Genomic DNA, 25,318 nt, shown 5'->3' with positions numbered 1-25,318 from the left:
TAAGCATGGGGCATGCCCGCCAAAAATAGAATAAGTTCAAAAAAAGCGCTCCTGCTTGCTGCGGGAGCGCTTGACGACAACGATATTAGATAGGACTGGTTCCAGAACGCATCCCGGAATCCCAATCTTATATAACACCTCGTAGTCAAGCTCTTTACGGCAGCTTGGTAGAAACTTTTGGGCCATATCCCCAACTTTATACGACGTATTTAGACAAATTTTGTGTACCCTCATATTAACAGCGTAGGTATAAAGTCGTCAATAAAAAACGAACATTTAATTAAAAATGTTCGTTTTCGTTCGTCTATTCCCACTCAATGGTTGCTGGCGGCTTGCTCGTGATGTCATAAACAACGCGATTAATATGTTTTACTTCATTCACAATGCGGGTTGAGATGAGCTCAAGCACTTCCCACGGAATGCGCGCCCAGTCAGACGTCATCCCATCGATAGAAGTAACCGCACGGATTCCAATTGTATAATCATATGTTCTTGCATCACCCATAACACCTACACTGCGGATGTCAGGAAGAACAGTGAAGTATTGCCAGATATCTCTTTCAAGTCCTGCTTTAGCAATTTCCTCACGTAAAATTGCATCCGATTCACGAACGATTTCAAGCTTTTCTTCAGAAATCGCTCCTAATACACGGATTCCAAGTCCTGGTCCAGGGAAAGGCTGACGCCAAACGATTTCATCAGGAATTCCAAGCTCAGATCCCAATGCACGAACTTCATCCTTAAAGAGGGTATTCAAAGGCTCAATCAGTTTAAACTGCATGTCCTCTGGAAGTCCGCCTACATTGTGATGAGATTTAATCGTTTGAGCTGTTGCCGTGCCGCTCTCAATAATATCTGTATAAAGAGTTCCTTGAGCAAGGAACTCGATGCCTTTAAGTTTTGTAGCTTCGTCATCAAATACATAAATGAACTCATTGCCGATGATTTTGCGTTTTTGCTCAGGATCAGAGACCCCGCGCAGTTTATCCATGAAACGCTCTTTTGCATCAACTTTAATAACATTCATGTTGAAGCCTTCACTGAATGTTTTCATAACGCCTTCTGCTTCGTCTTTACGAAGAAGACCATGATCAACAAAGATACATGTCAGCTGATCTCCGATAGCTTTATGAATCAGGACTGCTACTACAGAAGAATCAACCCCTCCGCTTAATGCGCAAAGAACTTGCTTTTCGCCGACCTGCTCACGGATTTTCTGAAGTTCCATTTCAATGAAGTTTTCCATTGACCATTCTTCTGAACAGCCGCAAACTCCAAATACAAAGTTTTTCAGCATATCATTCCCGAACTCAGAATGGCGTACTTCCGGATGGAACTGTACCCCATAAAGACGGCGCTCTTCATTGCTGATCGCTGCAAAAGGACATGCAGGGCTTGTCGCGTCGACAATAAAGCCGCTAGGAATGTCAGCCACTAAATCACCGTGACTCATCCACACGATCTGCTGTTTTGGCAGATCCGCAAACAATGCTGTTTCTGTTTGAACGTTCAAAGTCGCTTTTCCATATTCACGATGGTTGGCAGCTTCTACTTTTCCTCCCAAGTAATGAGTCATCAATTGCATTCCGTAACAGATGCCAAGGACAGGGATTCCAAGGTCGAAGATTTTTTCATCACAGCGGAAAGCCTGTTCGCCGTACACACTGTTTGGTCCTCCAGATAGAATGATTCCTTTAGGATTCATCTTCTTGATTTCTTCAGCCGTAAGTGTATGCGGATGAAGCTCACTGTATACACCAAGCTCACGAATCCTGCGGGTGATTAATTGATTATATTGACTTCCAAAATCCAACACTACAACCATTTCATCTTGCATGTTTATCACGGGTGGTCACCTCATTCGAAAGATATCCCCTTTAAGAATAAAGAGGGGTCATGCGTCAGACACTGATGCATCTTTTACTAAAATTAAGAAAAAAAGCTAGAACTATGCCTTCAATCCAAAAAGAAAAGAAGGCAGAATTCTAGCTTTTACACTCGTCTATTCTGCCTTCATAGTCAGATTATTTGCGGCAATCCGGTAGAGACTCTCGAACCATATTTTCGAGGATATATGAAGGATAAGTACTATTAATTTTCCCTATTCTAACAATGTCCTGTCATTCGGTCAAGATGATATCTTTTTAATTAAATTTTCCCACAATTCCTTTGATTTTATCCATTCTTCTTTCGAATTGTCCCCTCGGTAGAGAGACTTTTCATAACTGGCTGTCAGTTTGGTCATATCGCGCACGTCAAAAAAGGAATCAACATACCTTGCATAGTCCCGCAGTGTTTGTCCCTCATGTCGCTTTAATCCATAACGCTCAAGCTGCTTTAACAGTGCGACATATGCATCGCCGTACACTTTTTCGTCTTTGCGGTGCTTATAAGTGTACAAGATTAAATATGGCATCCATCTTAACCTGGTTTTATATAAAGTAAAGGCAATCATCACAGCCGCTATCAGGATAAGATAGAAGGCTGTACTTCCAATTTGTATGGAAAATGGCCATGAACTGCTGTTTGAGCTGCTCGATTGCGGAGTATTGTTTTCCTCAGTGACAGGCTCTTTCTCAGGCTGAGATTGTTCCGGTGTTTCCGTTTCTGCACGTTCCTGAGAATCCAAATTAAAGGTAAAATCATATGGATTTGTAAAGCTTTTGGTCGGTTCAAACGGCACCCAGCCTATCCCGCTGAAGTAAACCTCTACCCATGAATGAGCATTATTGTTCGTAATCTTGTACTCTTTCTGATTCCCGCCAAGGTTTTGGATAAACGCTCCGTCTGAATACCCTTTTACCCATCGTGCCGGAATATCTGCAGCACGAAGCAAAACAATCATCGAGGTCGAAAAGTTATCACAATACCCCTTGAAGGTTTCAAAAAGAAATTGATCCACGTAATCCTCTTCACCTCTTGGTACAGCAACGTCTGTCGTTTCATACGTAAACTGCGACCCTCCGAGGTAGGTTTCAATAGATTTCGCCTTATCATAATAATTATCGTTACCAGACGTTAATTCCAAAGCCAAATCCCGCACCCGCTGCGGAAGCTCCTCAGGCAGCTGGGTAAAACGCGCACGGATATCCTCCGGTACACCATTATTTGATGAAACCTTGCGGAGCTCATCAATTTTAAAGTCCGGAAACTCATAGGCTGCCACGTAGGATCCAGGTGAAAAGTTCCCTCTGTTCTCTGCCAGACGCGGTGTCATCAGTTCCGTTAGTGGATTCACGTCTAATGCTGAATCCCGCGGAAGCGTGACAGACTTAATTCCGGCAGGATATATGACATGGTCATACCGGTATTGATCATCAATCTCTACACTTGCTGTAAGCGGAACAGTGTCTACCCCCTCTTCCGTCGATGAAATAGTGATGTTTTCAGGATCCATTTGAACAGATTCGGCTTCAGAATCTGAAACATCCCATCCTTTACCCGTGTATAAATCCTTTGTTTCCACTCTCCAGTAATGTCGGTCTTCGGCAACCGCAGTAAAAACAGGGGTATCATCAGCGACAAAAGCTCCGCCCAGCTGTTCATCATTTGGACCGTAGCCAATCTTATTAACAGTGCCGTTTGGCCCTTCCTCCGAGCCCCCATATGCCGTCAAATACGGAACAGGATCAGGCCATTGCGGTTCGGCTTTTGGAGAAAGAATACCGACTAGCACGGCGCAGCCTATTAAAGCGGAAAGCGGCAGCACCCACTTTATCGTCATATAGCGCTCTCTTTTAATTCTTTCAAGGATTTTGATCCTTTCCAGATAAAGCAGACCGATTAAAACAAAACCAATGACGACAATTCTTACAATGGCAAAGCTTGCATCATATTCTGTAAACGTATCAAGCACAGTCACATAGACAATCGTGATGATAAAAAAGAACATGATGCGTTTTTGAAAGATGATCCAGTAATTAATCAGATAAACAAGCAGCCATAAAAGAACAAAGAACAGCAGTGTACGAAAAGGAGAGGAAATCTCCATCCAATTTGCTTCCATCATTAAGGCTGCATTATTACTAATATCTCCTATAAATAATCCAATCCATGCAGGACTGAAAAAAGATCCTTCAAAAAACAAAAGATGCTGGACAAATAAAATGTAAAAGATTTTAACTAGAGCTCCTATATACCAGCGAGCCTTAACCGAAATAAACAAGAAGCTGAGTCCAATAAAAAGGACAAACACCACGGTATTCCCTGTTTCCGTGAAGTCCTGCAGCGGCCTTAGCCATTCCCACAGCAGCAGGAATGCAAATCCGTAGTAGATGTAGGCGGATGTCAGTTTATCAAAGTTTTCGCTCACAGCGTACTCACCTCTTTGAATGCATCTTCAAATCTGCCTGCACTAACTGCTTTTATCATAATCCTTCGTTTCATCAGCCGTTCTATCATCACTTTTTCTTCGCTTGTAATCCTTTCTCCTTCTCTCTTAATGAGGAACACGAACGTAGAGTGATTCCGGCTTCCAATAAGTTCAAGTTTTCTGACTAAATCGAGTGACAGGCTTGCAGTTACGAGCAATGGCGTCACATTTTTTGATTGCCAAACCGGCAGTTCGCTTTCAGTTACATCCGCAAAAGAACGCCCGCTGTCACAATCCACTTTTGCCAGGTGATAGTAAATCTGCTGCAGGTGCTGTTCTGTTTCCTTCAGGGAGAACACTGTTTTTTCCCTTCCAAATGAAACAAACCCCATTTTGGCCCCGCTTTTTATAATCGCCCTAGCAAGCGAGGCAGAAAACGTGACGATTTCTTCAAAAGCATCAGACTTTACCCTGTCCATCATGAGCACGACATCATGACTTTGCATTTGTTCGAACTCTTTCGTCATAATGCGGTCTCTTCTTGCTGTTGCCTTCCAGTCAATCCACGAAAAACGGTCTCCAGGCTGATATTCCCTTATCCCGATTGCCATTGTGGTATCCTGCCAGAATTTCGCTTTAGAATTTGTTGCTCCCTGTTCAAACTGCTTCTCATGTTGACGATAGGTCAAGTCTACAGAATGGGGATAAACGAGGAAGTAATTTTCCGACTTAAATATCATCTCTTTATCGATGAGGCCAAACAGATCTCCCGTTCGGACCCGGACTTCTGTAAAGCGGTGCTCGCCCCTCGGCATACGCTTCAATTCATATTGCATGGTGATTGTCTTCTTAAACCATGGGAACAAAAGCTTTTTCGGTTCACTCATTAATTTCTGCGCGGACAGTTTCTCTGGCAGAATGTCTTCTACTATTAAATAGAACAATGGAAAAGGAACGTTCCTTTTGATTGTGATTGTCCCAATTAACTTTTCCCCTACTAAAAATTGCTCCTGATTGATGGATCGTGTGACTTGAAAGGTTCTGATTGGATATATGGCAATCAAAAGCGAATAAATGGAGATCGGCAGAAAGCTGTAAAACAAAAACCAGCTCACAAATCCTCCCTGAAACATGGCATATGCAAATGTGACAGCCGTAAAAAACAAAAGACTCACAAGCTTCCAGACATAGCGGATTTTAAGAAAAAAGGATTTCATTAATTGCTCATCGACCTTTGTACCGGCACAGAAGTTCTTGAAATAATTTCAGAAAGCAGCTGTTCAGACGATTTCCCTTCATATTTCGCTTCTGATTTTAAGATCATCCGGTGAGGAAGCGTATAAGGGGCCAGATATTGGATATCATCCGGAATGACATAGTCACGGCCATACAGAAAAGCAAAGGCTTGTGCGGATTTCATAAGTGCGATGGATCCGCGGGGACTTGCACCTAAGTAGACGGAAGGATGTTTGCGCGTCTTTGTGACAACCTCGACTATATATCGTTTCACTGTCTCATCTACATAGATTGACTGTATTTCTTTTTGAAGCTCTACTAGTTCTTCTTTTGTGATGACAGCCTGTATATGGTGAATCGGTCTTTCTTTTTCAGCAAGGTTCAGAATTTCAAGTTCTTCCCCTGGAGTTGGATAGCCCATTCTGATTTTGAAAAGAAAACGGTCAAGCTGGGCCTCAGGGAGCGGATAAGTGCCTTCGTATTCAATCGGGTTCTGTGTTGCCATGACAAAGAATGGACGCCCAAGGGATTTCGTTACACCATCAACCGTAACATTCGCTTCTTCCATTCCTTCTAATAACGCGGATTGTGTTTTAGGCGACGTGCGGTTAATTTCATCGGCAAGGACGATATTTCCCATAATAGGACCCGGGCGGTATTCAAATTCCAGCGTTTTCGGATTATAAATAGAAACTCCTGTTACATCAGACGGCAATAAATCAGGAGTGAATTGAATTCGTTTAAAATCTGCTCCTACCGATTTGGCAAGAGATCTGACCATCATGGTTTTCCCGACACCAGGGACATCTTCAAGCAAAACGTGGCCTTCAGCCAATATGGCAACCAGGCTGAGCACTGCTACATCGCGTTTTCCGACCATGACACGTTCTATATTTTCAATCACTTTACCTAGTTTAGGATGCATCGTTTCATTTTGAGCCATACTATTCCTCCTAGAACCATTTATCGATAAGTTGCTTAACTTTAATATAGTTCGGAACGAAGCGACAAATTCCTGTTTCTTTTTACATATTTAATCTTTTCTTAACAATAACACGAAACCTTTTGCATAATACAAATCTAAGAACTTTTTGAGCTGATTCAGGGAAAAAAGCCGCTTAACTTGCTATAAGCGGCTTTCATATCTTTGCTTTTAATTCATTGTCCCGCGGTCGACCTGCTCACCCAATTGACCCATATTGGAAGTCACCTTTTGAGAAACGTCGCAAAGAGCCTCGATGGCGTTTGCTTTGTTTTGTCCAAGCTGTGTAACTACATCAGTAAACGTCATTTCCTTTTCTCTGAGAATAGCGAACGCCGCAAGATTATATAATTGGACATTCGCATAACTTGTTGCATTGAAAATGGCTTGATCAAGGTATGGGCGGAAATCGCTCATCAGTTGGAGATCTGTCAGGAGATCCTGTTTTTGACTCGGGTTCGTGCCGACGTAGACGACGGTATATCCTCCAGTTTCATAGTTTTGAACTGTTAAAGCGTCCAAACCGCTTTATTGATTATATTTAGTGTTAACAACTGTATAGTTTCTTCCGTGATCGTCTCATCCACATCAAAGCTTCTATAGTTGGACTGAATAGAGGAAATAAGTCTATGCTCACAGCCGTAAGTGAGAGCAGCCAATACTTTCTAACAAGTAAAGCTTAAGATATCCGCACTATTCAATTGTATAAATACCCCATATTTGGAATTTTCAAGCATGTCAGTTGAGCTTTTGCTTAAAGAAAAAGGACTTCCCCAAACGGAAAGCCCTTTCTACTATTCCTCTATTTCATCATTTCTTTTACAAGTTCCCTGTTCCGCTCTTTAAACACTTCATTGTGGGAGGACACCATTGCTGATTTGTGTGCATCCGGCTGTATGTACTGCTTTGCTTTGTTTACGGCATTTGCCGCATCCTGAAAAGCTCCTGCGATTAAATGCAGCTTCCCGCTGTGCATGAGGATGTCGCCAGCAGCATAAAGACCTTCAACAGATGATTCGCTCGACTCATTGCCGGCAATATAGAACTCTTCTGCAAGCGCAATGTTCAGCTGGCTGTTTTGAAGCAGCGCCGCATCACGTTCATACCCATGATTAATGATGACTTCATCAATAGATAAATAAGAACTTTCTCCAGTTTCATGATTCGTCAGTTTCACACGCTCAATTCTTTCATGATCTTCAGAGGCCATCAGCTTTGTAATGGATGTGTGAAATAAACACAAAGCTGTACTGTTCATCAGCTGCGTCACCTGTGCTTCATGTCCTTTTAATGCATCCTTCCGGTAGACGACATATACTTTTTTGGCAACTGGCTCTAATTCAAGCGCCCAATCAATGGCTGAATTCCCCCCGCCTGATATGATGACGGTTTTATCCTTAAAACGCTTTAATGATTTTATAGTATAGTTCAAGTTTGAGACTTCAAATCTCTCTGCCCCTTCAATTTCGAGCTTCTGAGGATTCAAGATCCCCCCGCCCACTGCTGCAATAACGGTTTTAGAATAATGTGCGCGTCCGGATGCAGCCTTCAGCACGAAAATGCCTTCTTCATTTTTTGAGATGGATTCTACTTTTTCATTCAGCACTACTTCAGGATGAAACGTTAACCCCTGTTTAACGAGCTGCTCAATTAATTGTGCTCCGGAAATGGGAGTAAGGCCTCCTATATCCCAGATCATTTTCTCAGGATACACATGAACTTTTCCGCCGAGCTGCGGCTGATATTCAATTATCTTTGTTTTCATTTCTCTCAGTCCGCTGTAAAAAGCCGAATAAAGCCCCGCAGGACCGCCCCCTATAACTGTCACATCAAATATTTCATTCCCCACCACACTCAACACTCCCTTAGCGTAAGACTCTATATAATAGGATGCCACTTCCACCCAATCATCATTGATTATCATTCTCAATTAAATATATCGTGTTTTCTTGGTTTTGACAAGACAAACAGCTATTGACAATAGTTAAAAAGAATTATAGACTTTTCTTGTTCGATATTGATAATCATTATCAGTAATTATTTCCAATTTTTCAGCAAATGGAGGGGGAAAAATGGTTCGCCTACTTACCGAGTCAGTAAACATTGGCTATGGTGAACGTCTAATAGTAAAAGATCTTAGCGTCTGTATTCCTGATAAAAAGATCACAACCATCATCGGTCCAAATGGCTGCGGAAAATCCACCTTGTTGAAAGCGATTACCCGCATTATTTCTCTTCAGTCTGGAGAAGTCGTGCTCGACGGTAAATCCATTTCTAAAGAACAAACAAAAAAACTTGCAAAAAAAATGGCGATTCTGCCCCAAACACCTGAAAGCGCCGCCGGCCTTACAGTTGGCGAGCTTGTCTCATATGGCCGATTCCCCCACCAAAAGGGCTTCGGCAGATTAACTAAGAAGGATTATGAGATCATTCAATGGGCTCTTGAGGTGACGGGTACAGCCGACTATAAATTCCGTCCTGTCGATTCGCTGTCAGGCGGTCAGCGCCAGCGCGTATGGATTGCTATGGCCCTCGCACAGGAAACGGAAATTATCTTTCTTGACGAGCCTACTACATATCTTGATATGGCTCACCAGCTTGAAGTGCTTGAGCTTCTGCAAACATTAAATGCTGAGCAGGAACGAACCATTGTCATGGTTCTTCACGATCTAAATCAGGCGGCCCGCTTTGCAGACTATATCATTGCTCTAAAAGACGGGGAAATTGTCAAAGCCGGAACATGTGAAGAAGTCATTTCCCGCGATGTGCTAAAAGAAGTTTTTCATATTGATGCGGTGATTGGAAATGATCCGCGCACAAATAAACCAATGTGCATGACCTATAACTTAATAAAGGGAGAAAAAGAAAATGAAGAAATTAATGATTCCATTTCTGCTGTTGCTCTTAGTCCTGCTTAGTGCATGCGGCAATGAAGCAGCAGAAGAAAAAGGTGCGGATAAAAAAGAAGAAAAAAGCACCATCACTTATGAATCAGAATCTGGTCCAGTTGAAGTGCCGGCAGATCCCAAGCGCGTTATTGTCCTTTCCTCTTTCGCAGGAAATGTCATGGCGTTAGATACAAAGCTTGTCGGAGTTGATTCATGGTCAAAAATGAATCCCCGCTATGAAGGTTTAGAAGGTGTTGAAGAAGTGACAGATGATAATCTGGAGAAAATCATTGAACTTAATCCGGATTTGATTATCGGCCTTTCAAACATCAAAAATATTGATAAGTTAAAAGAAATCGCTCCAACTGTTACGTATACTTACGGAAAAGTTGATTACTTAACACAGCACCTTGAAATCGGAAAACTTTTAAACAAAGAAAAAGAAGCTCAAGCCTGGATTGATGACTTCAAAAACCGCGCACAAACTGCAGGTGAAGACATTAAAGCAAAAATCGGCGAAGATGCAACGGTATCAGTTATTGAAAACTTTGATAAACAGCTCTACGTATTCGGCGACAACTGGGCTCGCGGCACAGAAATTCTTTATCAGGAAATGAAATTGAAAATGCCTGAAAAAGTGACCGAAATGGCATTGAAAGACGGATTTTATGCCATCTCTGCAGAGGTTCTCCCTGAATATGCAGGAGATTATATGATTTTCAGCAAAAACTCAGACGGGGATACTTCCTTCCAGGAGACAGAAACATACAAAAACATTCCTGCAGTCAAAAACAATCAAGTATTCGAAGCAAACGCAAAGGAATTCTATTTCAACGATCCAATTTCATTGGACTACCAGCTTGAATTCTTTAAGAAAAGCTTCCTTGAAAACTAATATTCAGAAGAGGGATTCTTACTTTAAGAATTCCTTTTCCTTTATTCCAAAAAGAAGAGAATGATGGATGATGAAAACGTACATGTTTATATTGAAAATGGCTGCAGGAATTCTCGTGTTTCTTGGTGCTTTCGCTGCAGCGATGATCTTCGGAGCAGCAGATACAACGTTAAATGATGTATGGCTCGCCATGACGGGAGCAGAACTTAGCGATAAAGCCACCATGATCCGTGAAATCCGCCTTCCGCGGGAGGTTGCAGCTATTGCTGTCGGGGCAGCTCTTGCCGTATCTGGCGCCATCATGCAGGGGCTGACGAGAAACCCTCTGGCTGATCCTGGATTAATCGGGCTCACAGCCGGCGGTACAGCTGCGCTTGCCATTACCCTTGCTTTCATTCCAGGCGTGAACTACTTCGGCATTATGATTGCCTGTTTTATTGGCTGTGCCGTTGGAGCGGCGATGGTTTTAGGCATAGGCTCTATGAAAAAGGGCGGTTTCTCTCCTATGCGGATTGTTCTGGCCGGAGCAGCCGTGTCTGCTTTTCTCTTTGCGGTTTCTGAGGGAGTCGGGATTACCTTTAAGCTTTCAAAGGATGTGTCCATGTGGACTTCCGGCGGTATGGCTGGAACATCCTGGAGCCAGCTGCAGTTCATTATTCCGTTTATTGCAGGCGGCATCCTCATTTCCCTGATGCTTTCCAGACAGCTGACCATTCTTAGTTTAAGTGAAGAGGTAGCCGTCGGACTAGGGCAAAAAACGGTTGCCATTAAGGGGATTTTGTTTGTTGTTATCGTCTTGCTTGCAGGTGCAGGCGTTGCCCTTGCCGGCAATTTAGCCTTTGTCGGACTGATGGTTCCTCATATCGTGCGGGCAATCGTCGGGACGGACTACCGGTACATCATCCCGATGTCCGTCATCATGGGCGCTTCATTCATGCTGCTTGCAGATACTGTCGGCCGTACCGTCAATGCCCCGTATGAAACACCAGTCGCTGCGGTGGTTGCCGTTCTTGGTCTGCCTTTCTTTCTCTTCATTGTCCGTAAAGGAGGCCGTCATTTCACATGATTCATACTGCACTAATTAAAAAACAGCGCATTATTATATTCATCCTGCTTGTCCTGCTTTTAACAACAATCGCTGCGGGAATGGGGCTCGGCTATGCCTCTCTCTCTTATGACAGGCTGCTTCCGGTGCTATTCGGGCAAGGGACATTTAAAGAAGACTTTATTCTCTATTCCATTCGCCTGCCGCGGATCATCATCACGATTCTTGCAGGAATGGCACTTGCTCTCTCAGGTGCCATTTTACAGGGTATCACAAGAAATGACCTCGCAGATCCAGGCATTATCGGCATAAATTCTGGAGCAGGAGCTGCGATTGCAGTCTTCTTCTTATATTTTCCGATTGATGCTGGGTCATTTGTCTATATGCTTCCTTTAGTTGCATTTGCAGGAGCTTTACTGACTGCCGTGCTTATCTATGCTTTTTCGTATAGCCGTTCTGAGGGCATGCAGCCTGTTAAGCTTGTTCTGACCGGTGTGGGATTTTCTATGGCACTCTCAGGATTAATGATCGTCCTTATTTCATCTGCGGAACGTCAAAAAGTTGATTTTATTGCCAAGTGGCTTGCGGGAAATATATGGGGCGCAGACTGGCCATTTATTTGGGCCACTTTGCCGTGGGCAGCCATCCTCATTCCCTTTGCCCTGTACAAAGCAAACAGGCTGAACCTTCTCGGCATGAGTGAAGCTGTGCCAATCGGCCTCGGTGTATCCATTGAAAAAGAAAGAATCATCCTGATGCTGACAGCAATTGCATTGGCAGCATCAGCCGTCTCGGTTACAGGCGGCATCGCTTTCGTCGGGCTCATGGCTCCGCATATTGCAAGGGCTCTTGTCGGACCTCGAAATCAGCTCTTTCTGCCTGTGGCCATTCTGATTGGTGCCTTTCTCCTGCTATTAGCGGATACGATTGGACGGAACATTATCGAACCCGAGGGTATACCTGCGGGGATTATGATTGCGCTTATCGGCGCACCCTATTTTATGTATTTGCTTATGAAAAAGTAGGATAAATAGCATAACAACATGTAAAAGCTGAAGATCTCTTCAGCTTTTTTGTTTGCGTCTCATACAGGGATAGGAACATAATATTGGCCCTCTCTGCGAAAAATAAAAGGATAATTATCCTTTTACAAATCCTACTTGTGCAGGATTGACTTGGTTTTTTGGTTTGATATAGTTTTAGGATGCTAAAGAGAGAAAGCAGAATTTGAGTATCTGCCAAAGGAGTGACTCCTGTGAAAAGCATACAAAGCCGCCTGTTGATTATGCTTCTGATTTTCATCATTCTGCCGTATTTCCTATCTGTTTTTTTCATCTATACCTACACAAAAAATAGTGTAGAGCAGCATGAACTTGAAAACAGCCGGGATCAGCTTCAGAAGAATGCGGAGGAGCTGGAGCAGTATTTTGACGGCATGATTGATTTCCCTTATATCCTTTACCGGGATCCTGATCTGTTCCGGATTTTTAACAACGGCTTTGAAGACTCCATTTATTTCAGCCCCAAGACAATGGAAAAGAGTCTCGAAACCTTTTATCTGATGAGAAACGAAATCCGGCAAATCCGGTTCTATATTGATAAAAACAAAGAATCGTTCACGCTGTACAATGCGATGATCAGCACACGCAGACACCAGCCGGATTTTCTTGATCAGAGTACGATCAAAGAGCTGTATACTTCTGACTTGAACTATTTGATTGAACCGCCCCGCCCTCTTATCAATTACAACAACGCAGCGATTGTTCCAAAGTCAGATAAAACGATGGTGATGACGTTTCATCATAAAATTACAGACGTTCTCTCTAAGAGATTCCTCGGTATTATCACCATCGACATTGATTTAGGGGGCTATGCCCGCATTTGCAATAACCTTGTCCAAGGTGATGCATCTTCTGTTTTGCTGATAGATTCACAAGATCGAGTCCTATATGCAAATAAACGTTCCTTGATTGGAAAGCCCCTTCCTGAAGGTGAAAAGCAGCGCCTGGACGGAAACAGGAGCAGGCAGGATGACGATATTCTGCTTTCTAAGGAGCTATCAGGCTCATTAAACGGCTGGAAGCTGATTAAAATTACGTCAAGTCAGTCCTTATATGAAGATGTCCGGAAAACCGCATACACCAATATTCTTGTCGGCATTGGCGTTGGATTGCTTGGTCTTCTGATGATAGGTATTATCTCAAACCGAATTACCCGCCCGATCGCAAAGCTGAGCAGCAAAGTCCGCTCCATTGAAGGCGGAAATATGAATGTTCCGTTTGACGATGCCAGAGAAGATGAAATCGGTCATCTGGAGTCGCACATGAAAGATATGATGAACCGGATCAATTCCCACATTGACCGTGAATATAAGCTTGAAATTGAAAACAGGAAAAACCAGTTCAGAGCGTTAAAATCACAAATTAATCCGCATTTCTTATTCAATGCTCTGCAATCGATCGGTGCAGTTGCCTTAAGGTCGAATGCTCCAAAGGTGTACCAATTGCTGACCTCCCTGTCCAAAATGATGCGCTACTCTCTGCAGGCGGATCAATGGGTGCGGATCAGGGATGAAGCAGATTACACAAAAGCGTATCTCTCCCTTCAAACCGAACGTTTTGGCAAAGACGTCAGCTATTCGGTCGAGATGGATGAATCTATTCTGGATATGACTATACCAAGCATGATTCTGCAGCCGCTCGCTGAGAATTTCTTTAAACACACGTATGAGGAAGGCTACAGCAGCGCTCATTTGTCCATTACCGGGAAGAAACATGAAGAATATCTTTACTTTACTGTTGAGAACGATGGCCCTGGTCTCACAGCAGAGGAGCTGCAAACTCTGCGGAACCATATTTATACACCGCCTTACGAAGGAACCTATTCACACGAGCATATCGGCCTTAAGAATATCCGCGACAGACTGCTCCTGCGGTATGGGCAAAGTGCCGAAATGATGGTTGATTCAATAAACGGAAAAGGTTTTTCCGTCAGCATGAAAATTCCGATAGAGGTCTCCCCAATATCATGAAGACTTAGGCAAGGAGTTGAACACGGTGAAAGCACTGATTGTCGACGATGAATTCAATGTGCGGGACGTCCTCCGCCATTTAGGCCAGTGGGAACAATACGGAATCACCAAGCTGCTCGAGGCAAGCAACGGCAAGGAAGCGAAAAAATGGATTGAAAAAGAGCAGCCTGAACTGATCTTTACAGATATAAAAATGCCCGGTATGACCGGTATGGAACTGATTGAGTGGCTTGATTCGATTTCCTATCCGGGAAAAGTGATTTTTATCACTGGATATAATGATTATTCCTATATGCGCAAGGCCATCCAGCACAGCAGCTTCGATTATTTGCTGAAACCGATTGAGTATGAAGCGTTCAATCACACGCTGAAAAAATCCGTACAAGCATGGAAAGACGACTTCGAGCATGCAGAAGTGCTGGAAGATGCAAAAAAACTGCGGAGAAATCAGCTGGCGACTGCAATCTGCCTTGGTGACCGTTCAGATGCCGACAGCCTGGCCGAGTTTCTTCCTGAATCAGCAGGCTATGAGCTGTCACTGCTTTCTTTTTACCAGATGCACAATCCGGATTCTTATATAGAAAACCTTTCAGATGAGCTGATGGACCGCAGAGTGGGAAATGCCTTTTCCCTTCAGACAGATCTTAACCTCTGCCTTGTGATCACGATCTGCGACCAGTGGCTGTCTGTTGAAGAATATATCAGCCGGGAGTTCGACCTACCTGTAAGGCTTGTAACAGGAGAACCGATTGAGTCTTTATCACAAATCAGGGCGGCTTTTCAGACCTTGGAGAAAAAGCTTGAGGAACAAAATTTCAGATCAATCCACCGTTTGGATGAAATCGATGCTGCCCGGCGCATGGAGGACATCGTTTCTTATGTTAAAACCTATTATATGGAGGATTTGAGTCTGGAAAAACTGTCGAATGTCTTCTTTTTAAGCCGCGAGCATATCTCACGGAAGTTTAAGCAGGAAACTGGAATGACCCTTTCCAAATACATTACAGAGCTTAGAATCTGCCAGGCAAAATCTTGGCTGCAGGAAACGGACAAAAGCATCTACTCGATCTCAACCATGCTCGGCTATCAGGATGAAATCTACTTTTCAAAACTGTTTAAAAAGGTTGTCGGCATGACGCCGTTTGAGTTCAGGAAGGAAACGACATGATTAAAAACACGTTCTTATCCCTCTTTTTAATGGTCAGTCTGCTTCTTTCGGCATGCCAAAATGAAGCCCAGCCAGAAAAAATAGAAAAGAAAGACCCGGAAATCATACTTGATCTTAGGAATCCCAAAATAGAGGTCTCCACTCAATTTGAGGAAATGACGCGTGCTTATGAGCGGGAGAATCCCAATGTCAATATCCGAGTGCATACCGTTGGGGGCGCGATGGATGACCTGGCCGATTTGAAGGCGGAAATGGCGACTGGCACCGGGCCGGATATTTTCACAAACACCGGCTTTGAAAATACCATCCTGTGGCAGAACTTTCTAGAGGATCTCTCCGGTGAGCCCTGGGTGGATCAGGCCTACCAGGAAGCACTGACCCCGGTGACATTGAACGGTAAGGTTTTCGGAATGCCGATTAACCTTGAAGGCTATGGGTTTATTTATAATAAGGATCTGTTTAAAAAAGCCGGCATTGCAGAACCGCCTGACACTCTAACTAAGCTGACAGCAGCTGCAGAAAAACTGCAGAAGGCTGGCATCACTCCGTTTGCAACAGGCTACTATGAAGACTGGAAGCTTGGTGATCACCTGATGAATGTCGCATTCGCCCAGCAGGAAAATACAGAGGAGTTTATCCAAAACCTGAATAAAGGAACGGAAAAAATTACGACCAATCAAAATTTTAACGATTTGCTTAACTTGCTCGACCTCACCTTAAAGTTCGGAAATGATAACCCGCTGACTACAGACTACACGATGGAAGTAAATCTTTTCACTTCCGGTAAAGCAGCGATCATTCAGCAGGGCAACTGGATTCAGCCGATGATCGATCAGGCTGCGCCGGACATGAACATCGGCTTTATGCCGATCCCAATTAATGACCGGCCTGTAAAGGAAGCACTTGTCGTCAGCGTTCCAAACTATTGGGCCGTGAACAAGCAGGCCAGCCCTGAAAAGAAAAAAGAAGCCAAAAAATTTTTAAACTGGATGGTGTCTTCCGAGCAGGGCAAACGGTACATGACGGAAGAATTCAAATTCATTCCCGCCTTCCATCACATCAACTCGGATGATCTTGGTCCACTTGCAGAAGAAACGATTCAAAACTACAAAAAAGGCAACACCGTCCCTTCTAACTGGTTCGACTTTCCCGTCGGAATCCGGGAAGAATTCGGCGCTGCCACACAGCTCTACGTCGGAAAACAGCTGAACCGCACGCAGCTGCTCAATGAATATCAGAAGTCCTGGGAGAGATTTTCGAAGGAATAGGCATACCATGTTGCGGGTGGTATGCTTTTTCCTGGGGAAGATAAAGTTGTTTCACAAATGCTGAAAAAGGTGCTGCAAAATCAGGTTTGGCGCACTTTTCTTTGGTATTTCCGGTGAAGATAGTGTTTCAAAAGCGCATTTGGCGCACTTTCTTCTGCAGCTCAGGTGAAAATAGTGTTTCAATACGCAGTTTAGCGCACTTTCTTCTGCATTTCCGATGAAGATAGTGTTTCATAACCGCGTTTGGCGCACTTTCTTCCACATTTCCGATGAAGATAGTGTTTCTAAACCGCGTTTGGCGCACTTTCTTCTGCATTTCCGATGAAGATAGTGTTTCAAATCCGCGTTTGGCGCACTTTCTTCCACATCTCCGATGAAGATAGTGTTTCAAAACCGCGTTTGACGCACTTTCTTCCACATTTCCGGTGAAGATAGTGTTTCAAATCCGCTTTTGGCTCACTTTCTTCCACATTTCCGATGAAGATAGTGTTTCAAAACCGCGTTTAGCGCACTTTCTTCTGCAGCTCAGGTGAAGATATTGTTTCATAACCGCGTTTGGCGCACTTTCTTCTGCAGCTCAGGTGAAAATAGTGTTTCAATACCCAGTTTGGCGCACTTTCTTCTGCAGCTCAGGTGAAAATAGTGTTTCAAATCCGCTTTTGGCGCACTTTCTTCTGCGTCTCAGGTGAAAAAGTGTTTCAAAACCCTGTTTGGCGCACTTTCTTCCACATTTCCGATGAAGATAGTGTTTCAAAACCGCGTTTGGCGCACTTTCTTCCACATCTCCGATAAAGATAGTGTTTCAAAACCGCGTTTAGCGCACTTTCTTCCACATCTCCGATAAAGATAGTGTTTCATAACCGCGTTTGGCGCACTTTCTTCCGCGCATTCGCTGTAAAACCAATACGGCGATCAACGTACTTTTTCTGATCAGCCGCTGATAAAAGCGCTACACTATCACATCCCCAAAAAAATCTGCCTTTCCACTTTGCACACCCTTAGAGAAAACGATTTGTACCATTCCGCTTTTCCTCGATCCTGGGCTGCCATATGGGCTCCGCCATTTTTTCCCTTTTCATCACCGATCGAGAATATTTACTGAACGGCATTATCTTCAACAGAATTTCGTTTGTGTTTTTCCGTAATGATTTTTTTGTTAAAAATCCTCACTTCGCCAACCATAAGCAGCCTCATATCTTCTACGATATATTTGGCCAGATTCTCATCAGAGATGTCATCTCCTTCAATATCTAGCCGGAATTCCTGCCCCTGAAGTCCTCCCCCGTTAGAAAACTCGATTTCAAAGTCGAATTGAACTTTTTTATCCATTTGATGCCTCCTTAAACGTTTGGTTAAAACTCACTGTCATTGTACATTCAACAAAAAGATCATTAGCCCTTCTCCTGAGCCAATATCAATATACGACTAAATTCCAATCAATATGTGCCATACCTCTCCTCTCAGGACTCCCCTATAATTCTATTTGTACAAGCAATCAAACATAAAACGAGGAGGAAGACTTATGAACTTTAGCAAGCTTGCCAAACAGGCAACAGTAGTAACACTCAGTACTGGCATTCTATTAAGCGGTACTGTTACCCAATCATTTGCGGCTCCAAAGGATCCGGCAGATTACAAAGAAACGTACGGTACTTCACAAATCACTCGTTCCGCTATGAAAGACATGATCAAACAGCACGGTGATGCAAGGTATACCATCCCTAAGTTTGACGAAACCACGATTAAAAATATCCCTTCTGCAAAAAAAGTAACCGAATCAGGCGAAACGATTGATATGGATGTGTGGGATACATGGCCATTGCAAAACGCTGATGGAACTGTTGCAGAATATAAAGGCTATCATATCGTTTTTGGATTAGCCGGTGATCCTAAAAATCCAGGTGACACGTTCATCTACTTGTTCTATAAAAAAGTCGGCGACAACTCTATTGATGCTTGGAAAAATGCCGGACGCGTATTCGATAACAACGACAAAAACGTTCCGAACGATCCGTACTTAAAGCATCAAGCAGAAGAATGGTCCGGTTCTGCAACATTCACTGAAGATGGTGAAGTCCGCTTATTCTACACAAACCGCGAACCATTTACACCTGAATCAGGACATTACGGAAAACAAACGTTAACGACTGCACAAGTAAACCTATCGCAGCCTGACACAAAAACGCTGAAAGTTGACGGCGTTGAGGATTACAAATCCATTTATGAAGGCAAAGACAGCAAGTACTATCAAACGGTGGACAAGTTTGTAGAGGACGGAGCTCCTTCTGATAATCATACATTCAGAGACCCTCACTACATTGAAGAAGATGGCCGCAAGTATCTTGTATTTGAAGCCAATACAGGCACTGAGTATGGCTACCAAGGGGAAGATTCTCTTTACAACCAAGCCTACTACGGCAGCAGCAATAAATTCTTCCAGGATGAAAAAAGCAAGCTTCTGAACAGCGATAAAAAAGGACTGGCTGAAGTTGCAAACGGTGCAATGGGAATTATTGAAATAAATGATGATTATACTCTTAAAAAAGAAATGAAGCCGCTGCTTGTATCAAACACGGTAACAGATGAAATTGAGCGTCCGAACATCTTCAAAAAGGACGGAAAATGGTACCTGTTCACAAGCTCACGCGGTTCAAAAATGACAATTGACGGCATTGATAATCAAGACATCTACTTGTTAGGTTATGTGTCCAACTCACTGACTGGCCCATATAAGCCGTTAAATAAAACTGGTATGGTGCTGCATCAGGACCTTGATCCATACGATATCACATGGAACTATGCTCACTATGCCATTCCTCAAGAAGGCAGTGACAATACAGTTGTTACAAGCTATATGACGAACAGAGGGTACTTTGAAGACCACAAATCAACGTTTGCTCCAAGCTTCAAGCTGAACATCAAAGGAGACAAAACATCGGTCGTTAAAAACAGCATTCTTGAACAAGGTCAAATTACGGAAAAGTAAGAACCAAAAAAAAAAGAAAAAGAAAATGTCAATTGGCATTTTCTTTTTCTTTTTTAAAAAGTGGTGAATTTAAATGAAGAAAAAAAGAATTTTCAAGAAAGGATACAAGATTGCCGGAATTATTATGATTGGATTGTGGATGGTGATCAGCACTGGCTTTTTAATTCAAACATTCTTTAAAACAAAAGAAGTGCCGCCAGAGGAAAAAGAAGAGCACTCCTACCAGGCAGCCTATCATTTTACGGCACCTGATCATTGGAAAAACGATCCGCAGAAGCCTGTATACTATAAAGGAACTTATCATTATTACTACCTGTATAACGGGGACTATCCGGATGGCAACGGAACAGAGTGGCGCCACGCCACCTCAAATGACCTTATGCACTGGAAAGACGAAGGCGTCGCCATCCCAAAATACACGAATGAAAACGGAGATCCATGGTCTGGATCTGTTGTCATAGATAAAGAAAACACAGCCGGGTTTGGAAAAGACGCTTTTATCGCCGTCGTAACCCAGCCATCAAAAAACGGCCAGAAGCAGGAACAGTTCCTCTGGTACAGTACAGATAAAGGCAAGTCGTTTAAGCCATACAGCGAAGAACCAGTCATGAAGAACCCAGGCCCAAAGGATTTCAGAGATCCAAAAATCATCTGGGATGACACCCGCCGTAAATGGGTCATGACCATGGCAGAAGGCAGCAAAATCGGCTTTTATGAGTCTGATAACTTGAAAGATTGGCGTTACACAAGCAGCTTTTCCACCGAAAACCTCGGTGTGCTCGAATGCCCGGATCTCTACCGGATGCGCGCCGATGACGGCACTGAAAAGTGGGTACTGGGCTTCAGCGCAAACGGAAAAGCAGCAGGCAAGCCAAACACGTATGCCTACTGGGTCGGAACCTTTAACGGAAAAGAGTTTATCCCGGATCAGCAAGAACCGGAATGGTTAGACTATGGCTTCGATTGGTATGGAGGAGTAACATTCGAAGATGGTCAGGAAAGAGATAAATTAGACAAACGCTATGGTCTTGCCTGGATGAATAACTGGGCTTATGCAGACAATGCACCGACAATGGAAGAAGGCTTCAATGGCTTGGATTCCATCGTCCGTGAAATCGAACTGAAGCACGAAGGAGAAAATCAGTATTATCTTTCTTCCCAGCCCATAGAAGCATTAGATGAATTGTCAAAAGTATCGAATGCTTATGACCAAATCAAAGTGAATGGCTCAAAAACACTTGAATTGAAGGCAGATGCCTATCAATTGGACGCAGACATTTCATGGTCCGATCTTCAGCATGCAGGCTTTAGGCTGAGAGAATCAGCAGACAAGAAACGGCACATTGACGTAGGGATATCATCAGAAGGAAATTACTCGTTTGTTAATCGGTCATTTACAGAGCATCCTGATAAATCAAATCAGTACGTTGAAAGTATTGCACCATTTGATGCTTATAAGAAGAAGGTTCATTTAAAAATTCTCGTTGATAAAACTAGCATTGAACTTTTTGTGGATGATGGAAAGGTTGCTCATTCAAATTTGGTATTCCCTCAACCTGATGATAAAGGGATTACTCTCTTTTCTGAAGGCGGGAAAGCAGTTTTTGAGAATGTGAGGGTTAAGCATTTTGATTCGATCAATTGAACACCTCATCTGCAAAGAAATAATTCATATTGCATTTTTAAAAAAATACAGAAAATAAAAAAGCGCCAAACCCTTACAAATCAGGGTTTGGCGCTTTTTCAGGAGATAAAATTACATCCTAAAGCTTCTTTCCTTTAATGAGATATTTCTTAAGAAACAATGAATAGTTTATCAGCAAAACAAATGGCAATTTGAAGCTTCTAATTCTGTCGATATCTACTCAGAATTTGTAGATATTTCCCGGGAATTAGTGAAATATGAAAAATAGTGAATCTGGAATATTCAGACCAAAGGATTTTTCTGCTTATATTTAGTTACCTTAGGTTTAAAAAGATCTCTATTTATTGATTGGGATAAAATTTTGACATGTATCATGTATCGCTCTTTGTTTCATTGATTGCTTCTAATCTTTCTGTTTATACACACGGTTTCTAGCTTTACCGTCTAGAGGCTTGTCCATATCGCGTAACGCTATAAGCGCTTCGATGGCGGACTGGAAATGATATGTCATTCGCCATTAAAAACTCATAAAGGATCTGGGGGTTTATTTGGAGGTTGTATCGCCCAGCGATACGAAACATAAAAAAGAACTCATCAATCCCTTTATTGAGGAACACTATTAAGGACATGATGATCTTACTGAAGTCGGGAAACCTTTGTTTTAAAGCTGTGGCATATCGTTTATCAGTTGAACGTTCATTTCACGCCAGCGCGAGTTCATGCGTTAAAACATTAAGATCTCTTTTAATTGATTGGGATTAAATTATCATATGTATCATGTATCGCAATCTCTGTTTCCTTGATTCCTTATAATCTTTCATTTTGATGATACACAATGTCTTCACCTTTATCGTCTAGGGGCTTGTCCATATCGCATAACGCTATAAGTGTTTCGATGTCAGATTGGACAGATACGCCAATCACAACTCATATCCCCTTCGCTCTAAGTTTTGACCATACTTTAGAAAAAGGGTGTCACATTCCAACTTCTTACACTTGATGCATATCGAACGCATCTCTATTAAATATTAAGGTTTTGAATGTATTTAAAAGTTATATCGCCAAGCGATACGAAACCAAAAAAAGAGCCGATCAGCCTCTTTCTGGAGTAAATCTATTAAGGAAGACTCTTGTTTTTGAATGAGGTTTTCAACCGCCTCAACTCCTATTTTAACGAGCATGATTTTTCACTTGCTTCAAGGTGTGTATTTTGTTTGGATGCATATCGCTTAAACAAATCTCCAATGAATTTTAATTGTGCCTTCGTTCCAAATCCTGTTAAGTGTAAAATGATGATTTATCAAATGTTGCAACATCAAAAATTTACTTCCTCAAATCTTTACACAGTTAATCAAAAAAACTTAACAGGCATCTTATTTTCGGAATATGGAGAAAAGCCACTCCCATTTTTCTTGAGGTTTTTGTATCGCTTCTTCTAAACGTTTATTAAAGTCATTTTGTGAACTCCATTCTTTTTTCTGTTCGTCCCTCATATTTTGTATTTCTTTTTGTAAGAGTTCACTTTTTTGTTTTTCTTGCTGCAGCAATGTTTCATAATAGGTATTTTGTTGTTCAGTTAATCTTTCAATTTTAACATTCGTTTTATGCGCTGAATTTCCAATAGTAGAACTAATAACATGATGATCTTGCTGAAGTTGGGAAACCTTTGTTTTAAGCTGTGACATATCGTTTGTCAGTTGGACATTCATTTCCCGTGTAGCAGCGAGTTCATTAGCTAAAAACATTAAGACCTCTTTTAATTGATTGGGGTCATGGGGTAAATTTTCATATGTATCGGGTATCGCAATCTCTGTTTCATTGGATCCTTCTAGTCTTTCTTTTTGTTGATACACAAGGTCTTTAGCTGTATCGTCCAGGGGCTTGTCCGTATCGCGTAACGCTATAAGCGCTCCGATGTCAGATTGAACAAAGATACGCCGTTCGCCATCTTTCAAAAACTCATATCCATTCCGCTCTAAGATTTGCCCATACTTACGGACAGTGGGAGTTGCAATCCCTACTTCTTCTGCAGCTTCCTTGGAAGAGAAAGCTCGTTCATTCGGTTGTATATCACGTCGCATATCGGACCTCCTTTTCTATTAAATATGAAGGTTTTTAAACTTATTTGCAAGTTATATCGCCAAGCGATACGAAACAAAAAAGAGGCGATTAGCCGCTTCTTGAGGAAATTTTTTTGAAAACGCTGGTTTTTGATCAAGGTTCTCCACTGACTAAACTCCCACCCTCGTTATGGCAGAGCAAGTGGGGATTTTGTTGGAGAGAAACCTGTAAACGAAATTAAAAATGCGCCAAACCTTTATACATCAAGGTTTGGCGCATTTTTCGGCTGAAGTTTATTTAAATTCTTCCATTGTCAAATCGCTATTTACCCCCATTGCGGCACGGGTCCCTTCACTCGCAGCAATGATTAACTGTGAAGGACCCGCTACAGATACATCTCCTGCTGCATATACACCTTCTACATTCGTTCTGCCTAAAGCGTCAGCAATGATTCCGCCCTGTTTATTCATTTCACACCCAAGTGAATGAGCAAGATCGTTGGGCTGCTCAAGTTCAGTCGTAACAAATCCGCCTGCCCGGTCCAATTCTGTACCGTCAGCAAACACTACCTTTTCTAAGTTCCCATCTGAACCCCTTAAATTTACTATGGGCTCTTCCTTAATACGAATTCCTTTTCTCTTAAATAACTGCTCCTCTGTTTCTGTCATGATTTTGTTGCCGTTCGTACAGACAACTAAGTCTTTACTCCATTGATAAATCATCTTTGCCATATGAATAGCATTTTTGCTTTCAGAAATGAGCGCCAGAGGCTGTTCTCTTAATTCCCAGCCATCGCAATAAGGACAACTGAATATACTTTTCCCATAATAATTCCTAATCCCTTTCACATTCGGCAAGCTTTCTTTAAGGCCGGTTGCGACGATGATTTTCCTGCTTAAATAGGACATGCCTTCTTGAGTTATGAGTTTAAATATAGAACTGCTTTCCCTCTGTATTTCTGCAATTTCAACTTTTTTTGTTTGCACTGATGGATATTTCCTAATATCCTGATGTGCCAAATCTCTGAACTCTCTTGGCGAAACTCCGTCTCTAGTAATAAATCCATGTGACTCATGTGTAACGGCATTTCTCGGCTGATCATTGTCAAAGAGGATAACGCTTCTTCTGGCTCTTCCTAATACAAGTGCAGCATTTAAGCCTGCTGGGCCGCCGCCTATGATTGCGCAATCTAATATCATTTTCCCACCTCTTATATTTATTAATTTTCTTTTAAAGATATTAAAGATACTTATAATCTATAATTAAACGAAAAAAATTATTTTGCTGCAGAAGTTATATAATGAATGATATTTTTATCAACCTTTTGCAAGACATGTTCAATCGTTTGAGATCTCAGATACTCTTCCTTTTTTTGTTCAGCTTCATTCATTACTTTTCCAATGTAGCAATTTTGCCGATCGTGTACATGATTATCCAAACTGCAAGTAAACGATGACGTTGTCCCCTCAATGGCATTTATGATATCTGAGAACGTTATACTTCTTACATCCTTAATTAGTTTATATCCGCCATTAACTCCTGTACTTGATTCGATAAAACCAGCTTTAACTAAATTCGTTAATACTTTAGAAAGATACGTAGTCGACACTTTCTGAACCTCGGCCAAAGGCTTTACCCCAATTGTTTTTTCAGTCGGTAAAAGTGCCAGATAAACAATCGTGTGAAGCGCATAATTCGTTGCCTTGGAGTATTTCATTTTCTCACCTTCTAATTATAGACTTAATATATCTATAATATCTTTTGAGGAGAGAATCAGTCAAGTTTTATGTTTATGGGCATT

18 protein-coding genes, 1 pseudogene and 2 riboswitches are annotated in these 25,318 nt (G+C 42.3%); of the genes and pseudogenes, 9 read left to right on the top strand and 10 right to left on the bottom strand.

Annotated elements, in window-relative coordinates:
* Window positions 1-122 precede the first annotated feature (122 nt).
* A riboswitch (purine riboswitch) is annotated at window positions 123-224 on the bottom strand.
* Between the two features lie 80 nt (window positions 225-304).
* From guaA to K8L98_RS01675, 6 genes and pseudogenes are all read right to left on the bottom strand, one after another.
* Entirely contained in the window at window positions 305-1,837 is a 1,533-nt protein-coding gene (gene guaA, locus K8L98_RS01700; RefSeq protein WP_420828850.1) for a glutamine-hydrolyzing GMP synthase, read from the bottom strand.
* Window positions 1,838-1,996: 159 nt separating this feature from the next.
* A riboswitch (purine riboswitch) is annotated at window positions 1,997-2,098 on the bottom strand.
* A 30-nt stretch (window positions 2,099-2,128) separates the two neighbouring features.
* Window positions 2,129-4,312, bottom strand: a complete 2,184-nt coding sequence (locus tag K8L98_RS01695) for a transglutaminase TgpA family protein (protein WP_223439063.1) — start codon at window positions 4,310-4,312, stop codon at window positions 2,129-2,131.
* On the bottom strand, window positions 4,309-5,529 hold the full coding sequence (locus K8L98_RS01690; protein ID WP_223439062.1) for a DUF58 domain-containing protein: 1,221 nt from the start codon (window positions 5,527-5,529) through the stop codon (window positions 4,309-4,311). The genes K8L98_RS01695 and K8L98_RS01690 overlap by 4 nt, the downstream gene beginning before the upstream one ends.
* Window positions 5,529-6,491: an AAA family ATPase gene (locus tag K8L98_RS01685; protein WP_223439061.1), complete on the bottom strand. Its 963-nt coding sequence runs from the start codon at window positions 6,489-6,491 to the stop codon at window positions 5,529-5,531. Before K8L98_RS01685 ends, K8L98_RS01690 begins: the two co-directional genes overlap by 1 nt.
* Before the next feature lie 210 nt (window positions 6,492-6,701).
* Window positions 6,702-6,950, bottom strand: a pseudogene (locus K8L98_RS01680) (SA1320 family protein); the annotation flags it as partial.
* A gap of 382 nt (window positions 6,951-7,332) precedes the next feature.
* Complete coding sequence (locus tag K8L98_RS01675) at window positions 7,333-8,379, bottom strand: NAD(P)/FAD-dependent oxidoreductase (protein WP_420828814.1); 1,047 nt, start codon at window positions 8,377-8,379, stop codon at window positions 7,333-7,335.
* Between the two features lie 223 nt (window positions 8,380-8,602).
* On the opposite strand from K8L98_RS01675, the gene K8L98_RS01670 reads away from it, so the two are divergent.
* From K8L98_RS01670 to K8L98_RS01640, 7 genes are all read left to right on the top strand, one after another.
* On the top strand, window positions 8,603-9,448 hold the full coding sequence (locus K8L98_RS01670) for an ABC transporter ATP-binding protein (RefSeq protein ID WP_223439058.1): 846 nt from the start codon (window positions 8,603-8,605) through the stop codon (window positions 9,446-9,448).
* Entirely contained in the window at window positions 9,399-10,313 is a 915-nt protein-coding gene (locus K8L98_RS01665) for an iron-hydroxamate ABC transporter substrate-binding protein (protein ID WP_223439057.1), read from the top strand. Before K8L98_RS01670 ends, K8L98_RS01665 begins: the two co-directional genes overlap by 50 nt.
* Window positions 10,314-10,380: 67 nt before the next feature.
* Window positions 10,381-11,379 carry a FecCD family ABC transporter permease gene (locus tag K8L98_RS01660; protein WP_223439056.1) on the top strand — a complete coding sequence of 333 codons (999 nt, stop codon included), beginning with the start codon at window positions 10,381-10,383 and terminating at the stop codon, window positions 11,377-11,379.
* Window positions 11,376-12,383 carry a FecCD family ABC transporter permease gene (locus K8L98_RS01655; RefSeq protein WP_223439055.1) on the top strand — a complete coding sequence of 336 codons (1,008 nt, stop codon included), beginning with the start codon at window positions 11,376-11,378 and terminating at the stop codon, window positions 12,381-12,383. The genes K8L98_RS01660 and K8L98_RS01655 overlap by 4 nt, the downstream gene beginning before the upstream one ends.
* 230 nt (window positions 12,384-12,613) lie before the next feature.
* Window positions 12,614-14,389 carry a cache domain-containing sensor histidine kinase gene (locus K8L98_RS01650; protein WP_223439054.1) on the top strand — a complete coding sequence of 592 codons (1,776 nt, stop codon included), beginning with the start codon at window positions 12,614-12,616 and terminating at the stop codon, window positions 14,387-14,389.
* A 25-nt stretch (window positions 14,390-14,414) separates the two neighbouring features.
* Window positions 14,415-15,557 carry a response regulator gene (locus K8L98_RS01645; RefSeq protein WP_223439053.1) on the top strand — a complete coding sequence of 381 codons (1,143 nt, stop codon included), beginning with the start codon at window positions 14,415-14,417 and terminating at the stop codon, window positions 15,555-15,557.
* A complete protein-coding gene (locus K8L98_RS01640) occupies window positions 15,554-16,825 on the top strand; it encodes an ABC transporter substrate-binding protein (protein ID WP_223439052.1) in 1,272 nt (423 codons plus the stop codon). The genes K8L98_RS01645 and K8L98_RS01640 overlap by 4 nt, the downstream gene beginning before the upstream one ends.
* A gap of 1,095 nt (window positions 16,826-17,920) precedes the next feature.
* Here K8L98_RS01640 and K8L98_RS01630 read toward each other — a convergent pair.
* A complete protein-coding gene (locus tag K8L98_RS01630) occupies window positions 17,921-18,154 on the bottom strand; it encodes a cyclase (protein WP_223439051.1) in 234 nt (77 codons plus the stop codon).
* 193 nt (window positions 18,155-18,347) lie between these two features.
* Here K8L98_RS01630 and K8L98_RS01625 point away from each other — a divergent pair, with 193 nt between their 5' ends.
* The gene (locus K8L98_RS01625) at window positions 18,348-19,811 is read left to right on the top strand and encodes a glycoside hydrolase family 68 protein (RefSeq protein ID WP_223439050.1); all 1,464 of its coding nucleotides are present in this window, start codon (window positions 18,348-18,350) and stop codon (window positions 19,809-19,811) included.
* 73 nt (window positions 19,812-19,884) lie between these two features.
* Complete coding sequence (locus tag K8L98_RS01620; protein ID WP_420828813.1) at window positions 19,885-21,456, top strand: glycoside hydrolase family 32 protein; 1,572 nt, start codon at window positions 19,885-19,887, stop codon at window positions 21,454-21,456.
* A gap of 1,373 nt (window positions 21,457-22,829) precedes the next feature.
* On the opposite strand, the gene K8L98_RS01615 is transcribed toward K8L98_RS01620, so the two are convergent.
* The 3 genes from K8L98_RS01615 to K8L98_RS01605 form a co-directional block, all read right to left on the bottom strand.
* Window positions 22,830-23,537 carry a hypothetical protein gene (locus K8L98_RS01615; protein WP_223439049.1) on the bottom strand — a complete coding sequence of 236 codons (708 nt, stop codon included), beginning with the start codon at window positions 23,535-23,537 and terminating at the stop codon, window positions 22,830-22,832.
* A gap of 273 nt (window positions 23,538-23,810) precedes the next feature.
* Window positions 23,811-24,716 (bottom strand): NAD(P)/FAD-dependent oxidoreductase, encoded by a 906-nt coding sequence (locus K8L98_RS01610; protein WP_223439048.1) that lies wholly within the window; start codon window positions 24,714-24,716, stop codon window positions 23,811-23,813.
* Window positions 24,717-24,793: 77 nt separating this feature from the next.
* On the bottom strand, window positions 24,794-25,234 hold the full coding sequence (locus K8L98_RS01605; protein ID WP_223439047.1) for an RrF2 family transcriptional regulator: 441 nt from the start codon (window positions 25,232-25,234) through the stop codon (window positions 24,794-24,796).
* Window positions 25,235-25,318 lie beyond the last annotated feature (84 nt).

The organism is Metabacillus dongyingensis (assembly GCF_019933155.2).
GTDB lineage: Bacteria > Bacillota > Bacilli > Bacillales > Bacillaceae > Bacillus_P > Bacillus_P dongyingensis.
This window is presented reverse-complemented; position numbering and strand designations above follow the sequence as displayed.

Coding starts and splice junctions, on each gene's coding strand:
- guaA (WP_420828850.1), bottom strand. CDS start 1,837: ATGCAAGATGAAATGGTTGTAGTGTTGGATTTTGGAAGTCAATATAAT.
- K8L98_RS01690 (WP_223439062.1), bottom strand. CDS start 5,529: ATGAAATCCTTTTTTCTTAAAATCCGCTATGTCTGGAAGCTTGTGAGT.
- K8L98_RS01685 (WP_223439061.1), bottom strand. CDS start 6,491: ATGGCTCAAAATGAAACGATGCATCCTAAACTAGGTAAAGTGATTGAA.
- K8L98_RS01670 (WP_223439058.1), top strand. CDS start 8,603: ATGGTTCGCCTACTTACCGAGTCAGTAAACATTGGCTATGGTGAACGT.
- K8L98_RS01665 (WP_223439057.1), top strand. CDS start 9,399: ATGAAGAAATTAATGATTCCATTTCTGCTGTTGCTCTTAGTCCTGCTT.
- K8L98_RS01660 (WP_223439056.1), top strand. CDS start 10,381: ATGATGAAAACGTACATGTTTATATTGAAAATGGCTGCAGGAATTCTC.
- K8L98_RS01655 (WP_223439055.1), top strand. CDS start 11,376: ATGATTCATACTGCACTAATTAAAAAACAGCGCATTATTATATTCATC.
- K8L98_RS01640 (WP_223439052.1), top strand. CDS start 15,554: ATGATTAAAAACACGTTCTTATCCCTCTTTTTAATGGTCAGTCTGCTT.
- K8L98_RS01630 (WP_223439051.1), bottom strand. CDS start 18,154: ATGGATAAAAAAGTTCAATTCGACTTTGAAATCGAGTTTTCTAACGGG.
- K8L98_RS01625 (WP_223439050.1), top strand. CDS start 18,348: ATGAACTTTAGCAAGCTTGCCAAACAGGCAACAGTAGTAACACTCAGT.
- K8L98_RS01620 (WP_420828813.1), top strand. CDS start 19,885: ATGAAGAAAAAAAGAATTTTCAAGAAAGGATACAAGATTGCCGGAATT.
- K8L98_RS01615 (WP_223439049.1), bottom strand. CDS start 23,537: ATGCGACGTGATATACAACCGAATGAACGAGCTTTCTCTTCCAAGGAA.
- K8L98_RS01610 (WP_223439048.1), bottom strand. CDS start 24,716: ATGATATTAGATTGCGCAATCATAGGCGGCGGCCCAGCAGGCTTAAAT.
- K8L98_RS01605 (WP_223439047.1), bottom strand. CDS start 25,234: ATGAAATACTCCAAGGCAACGAATTATGCGCTTCACACGATTGTTTAT.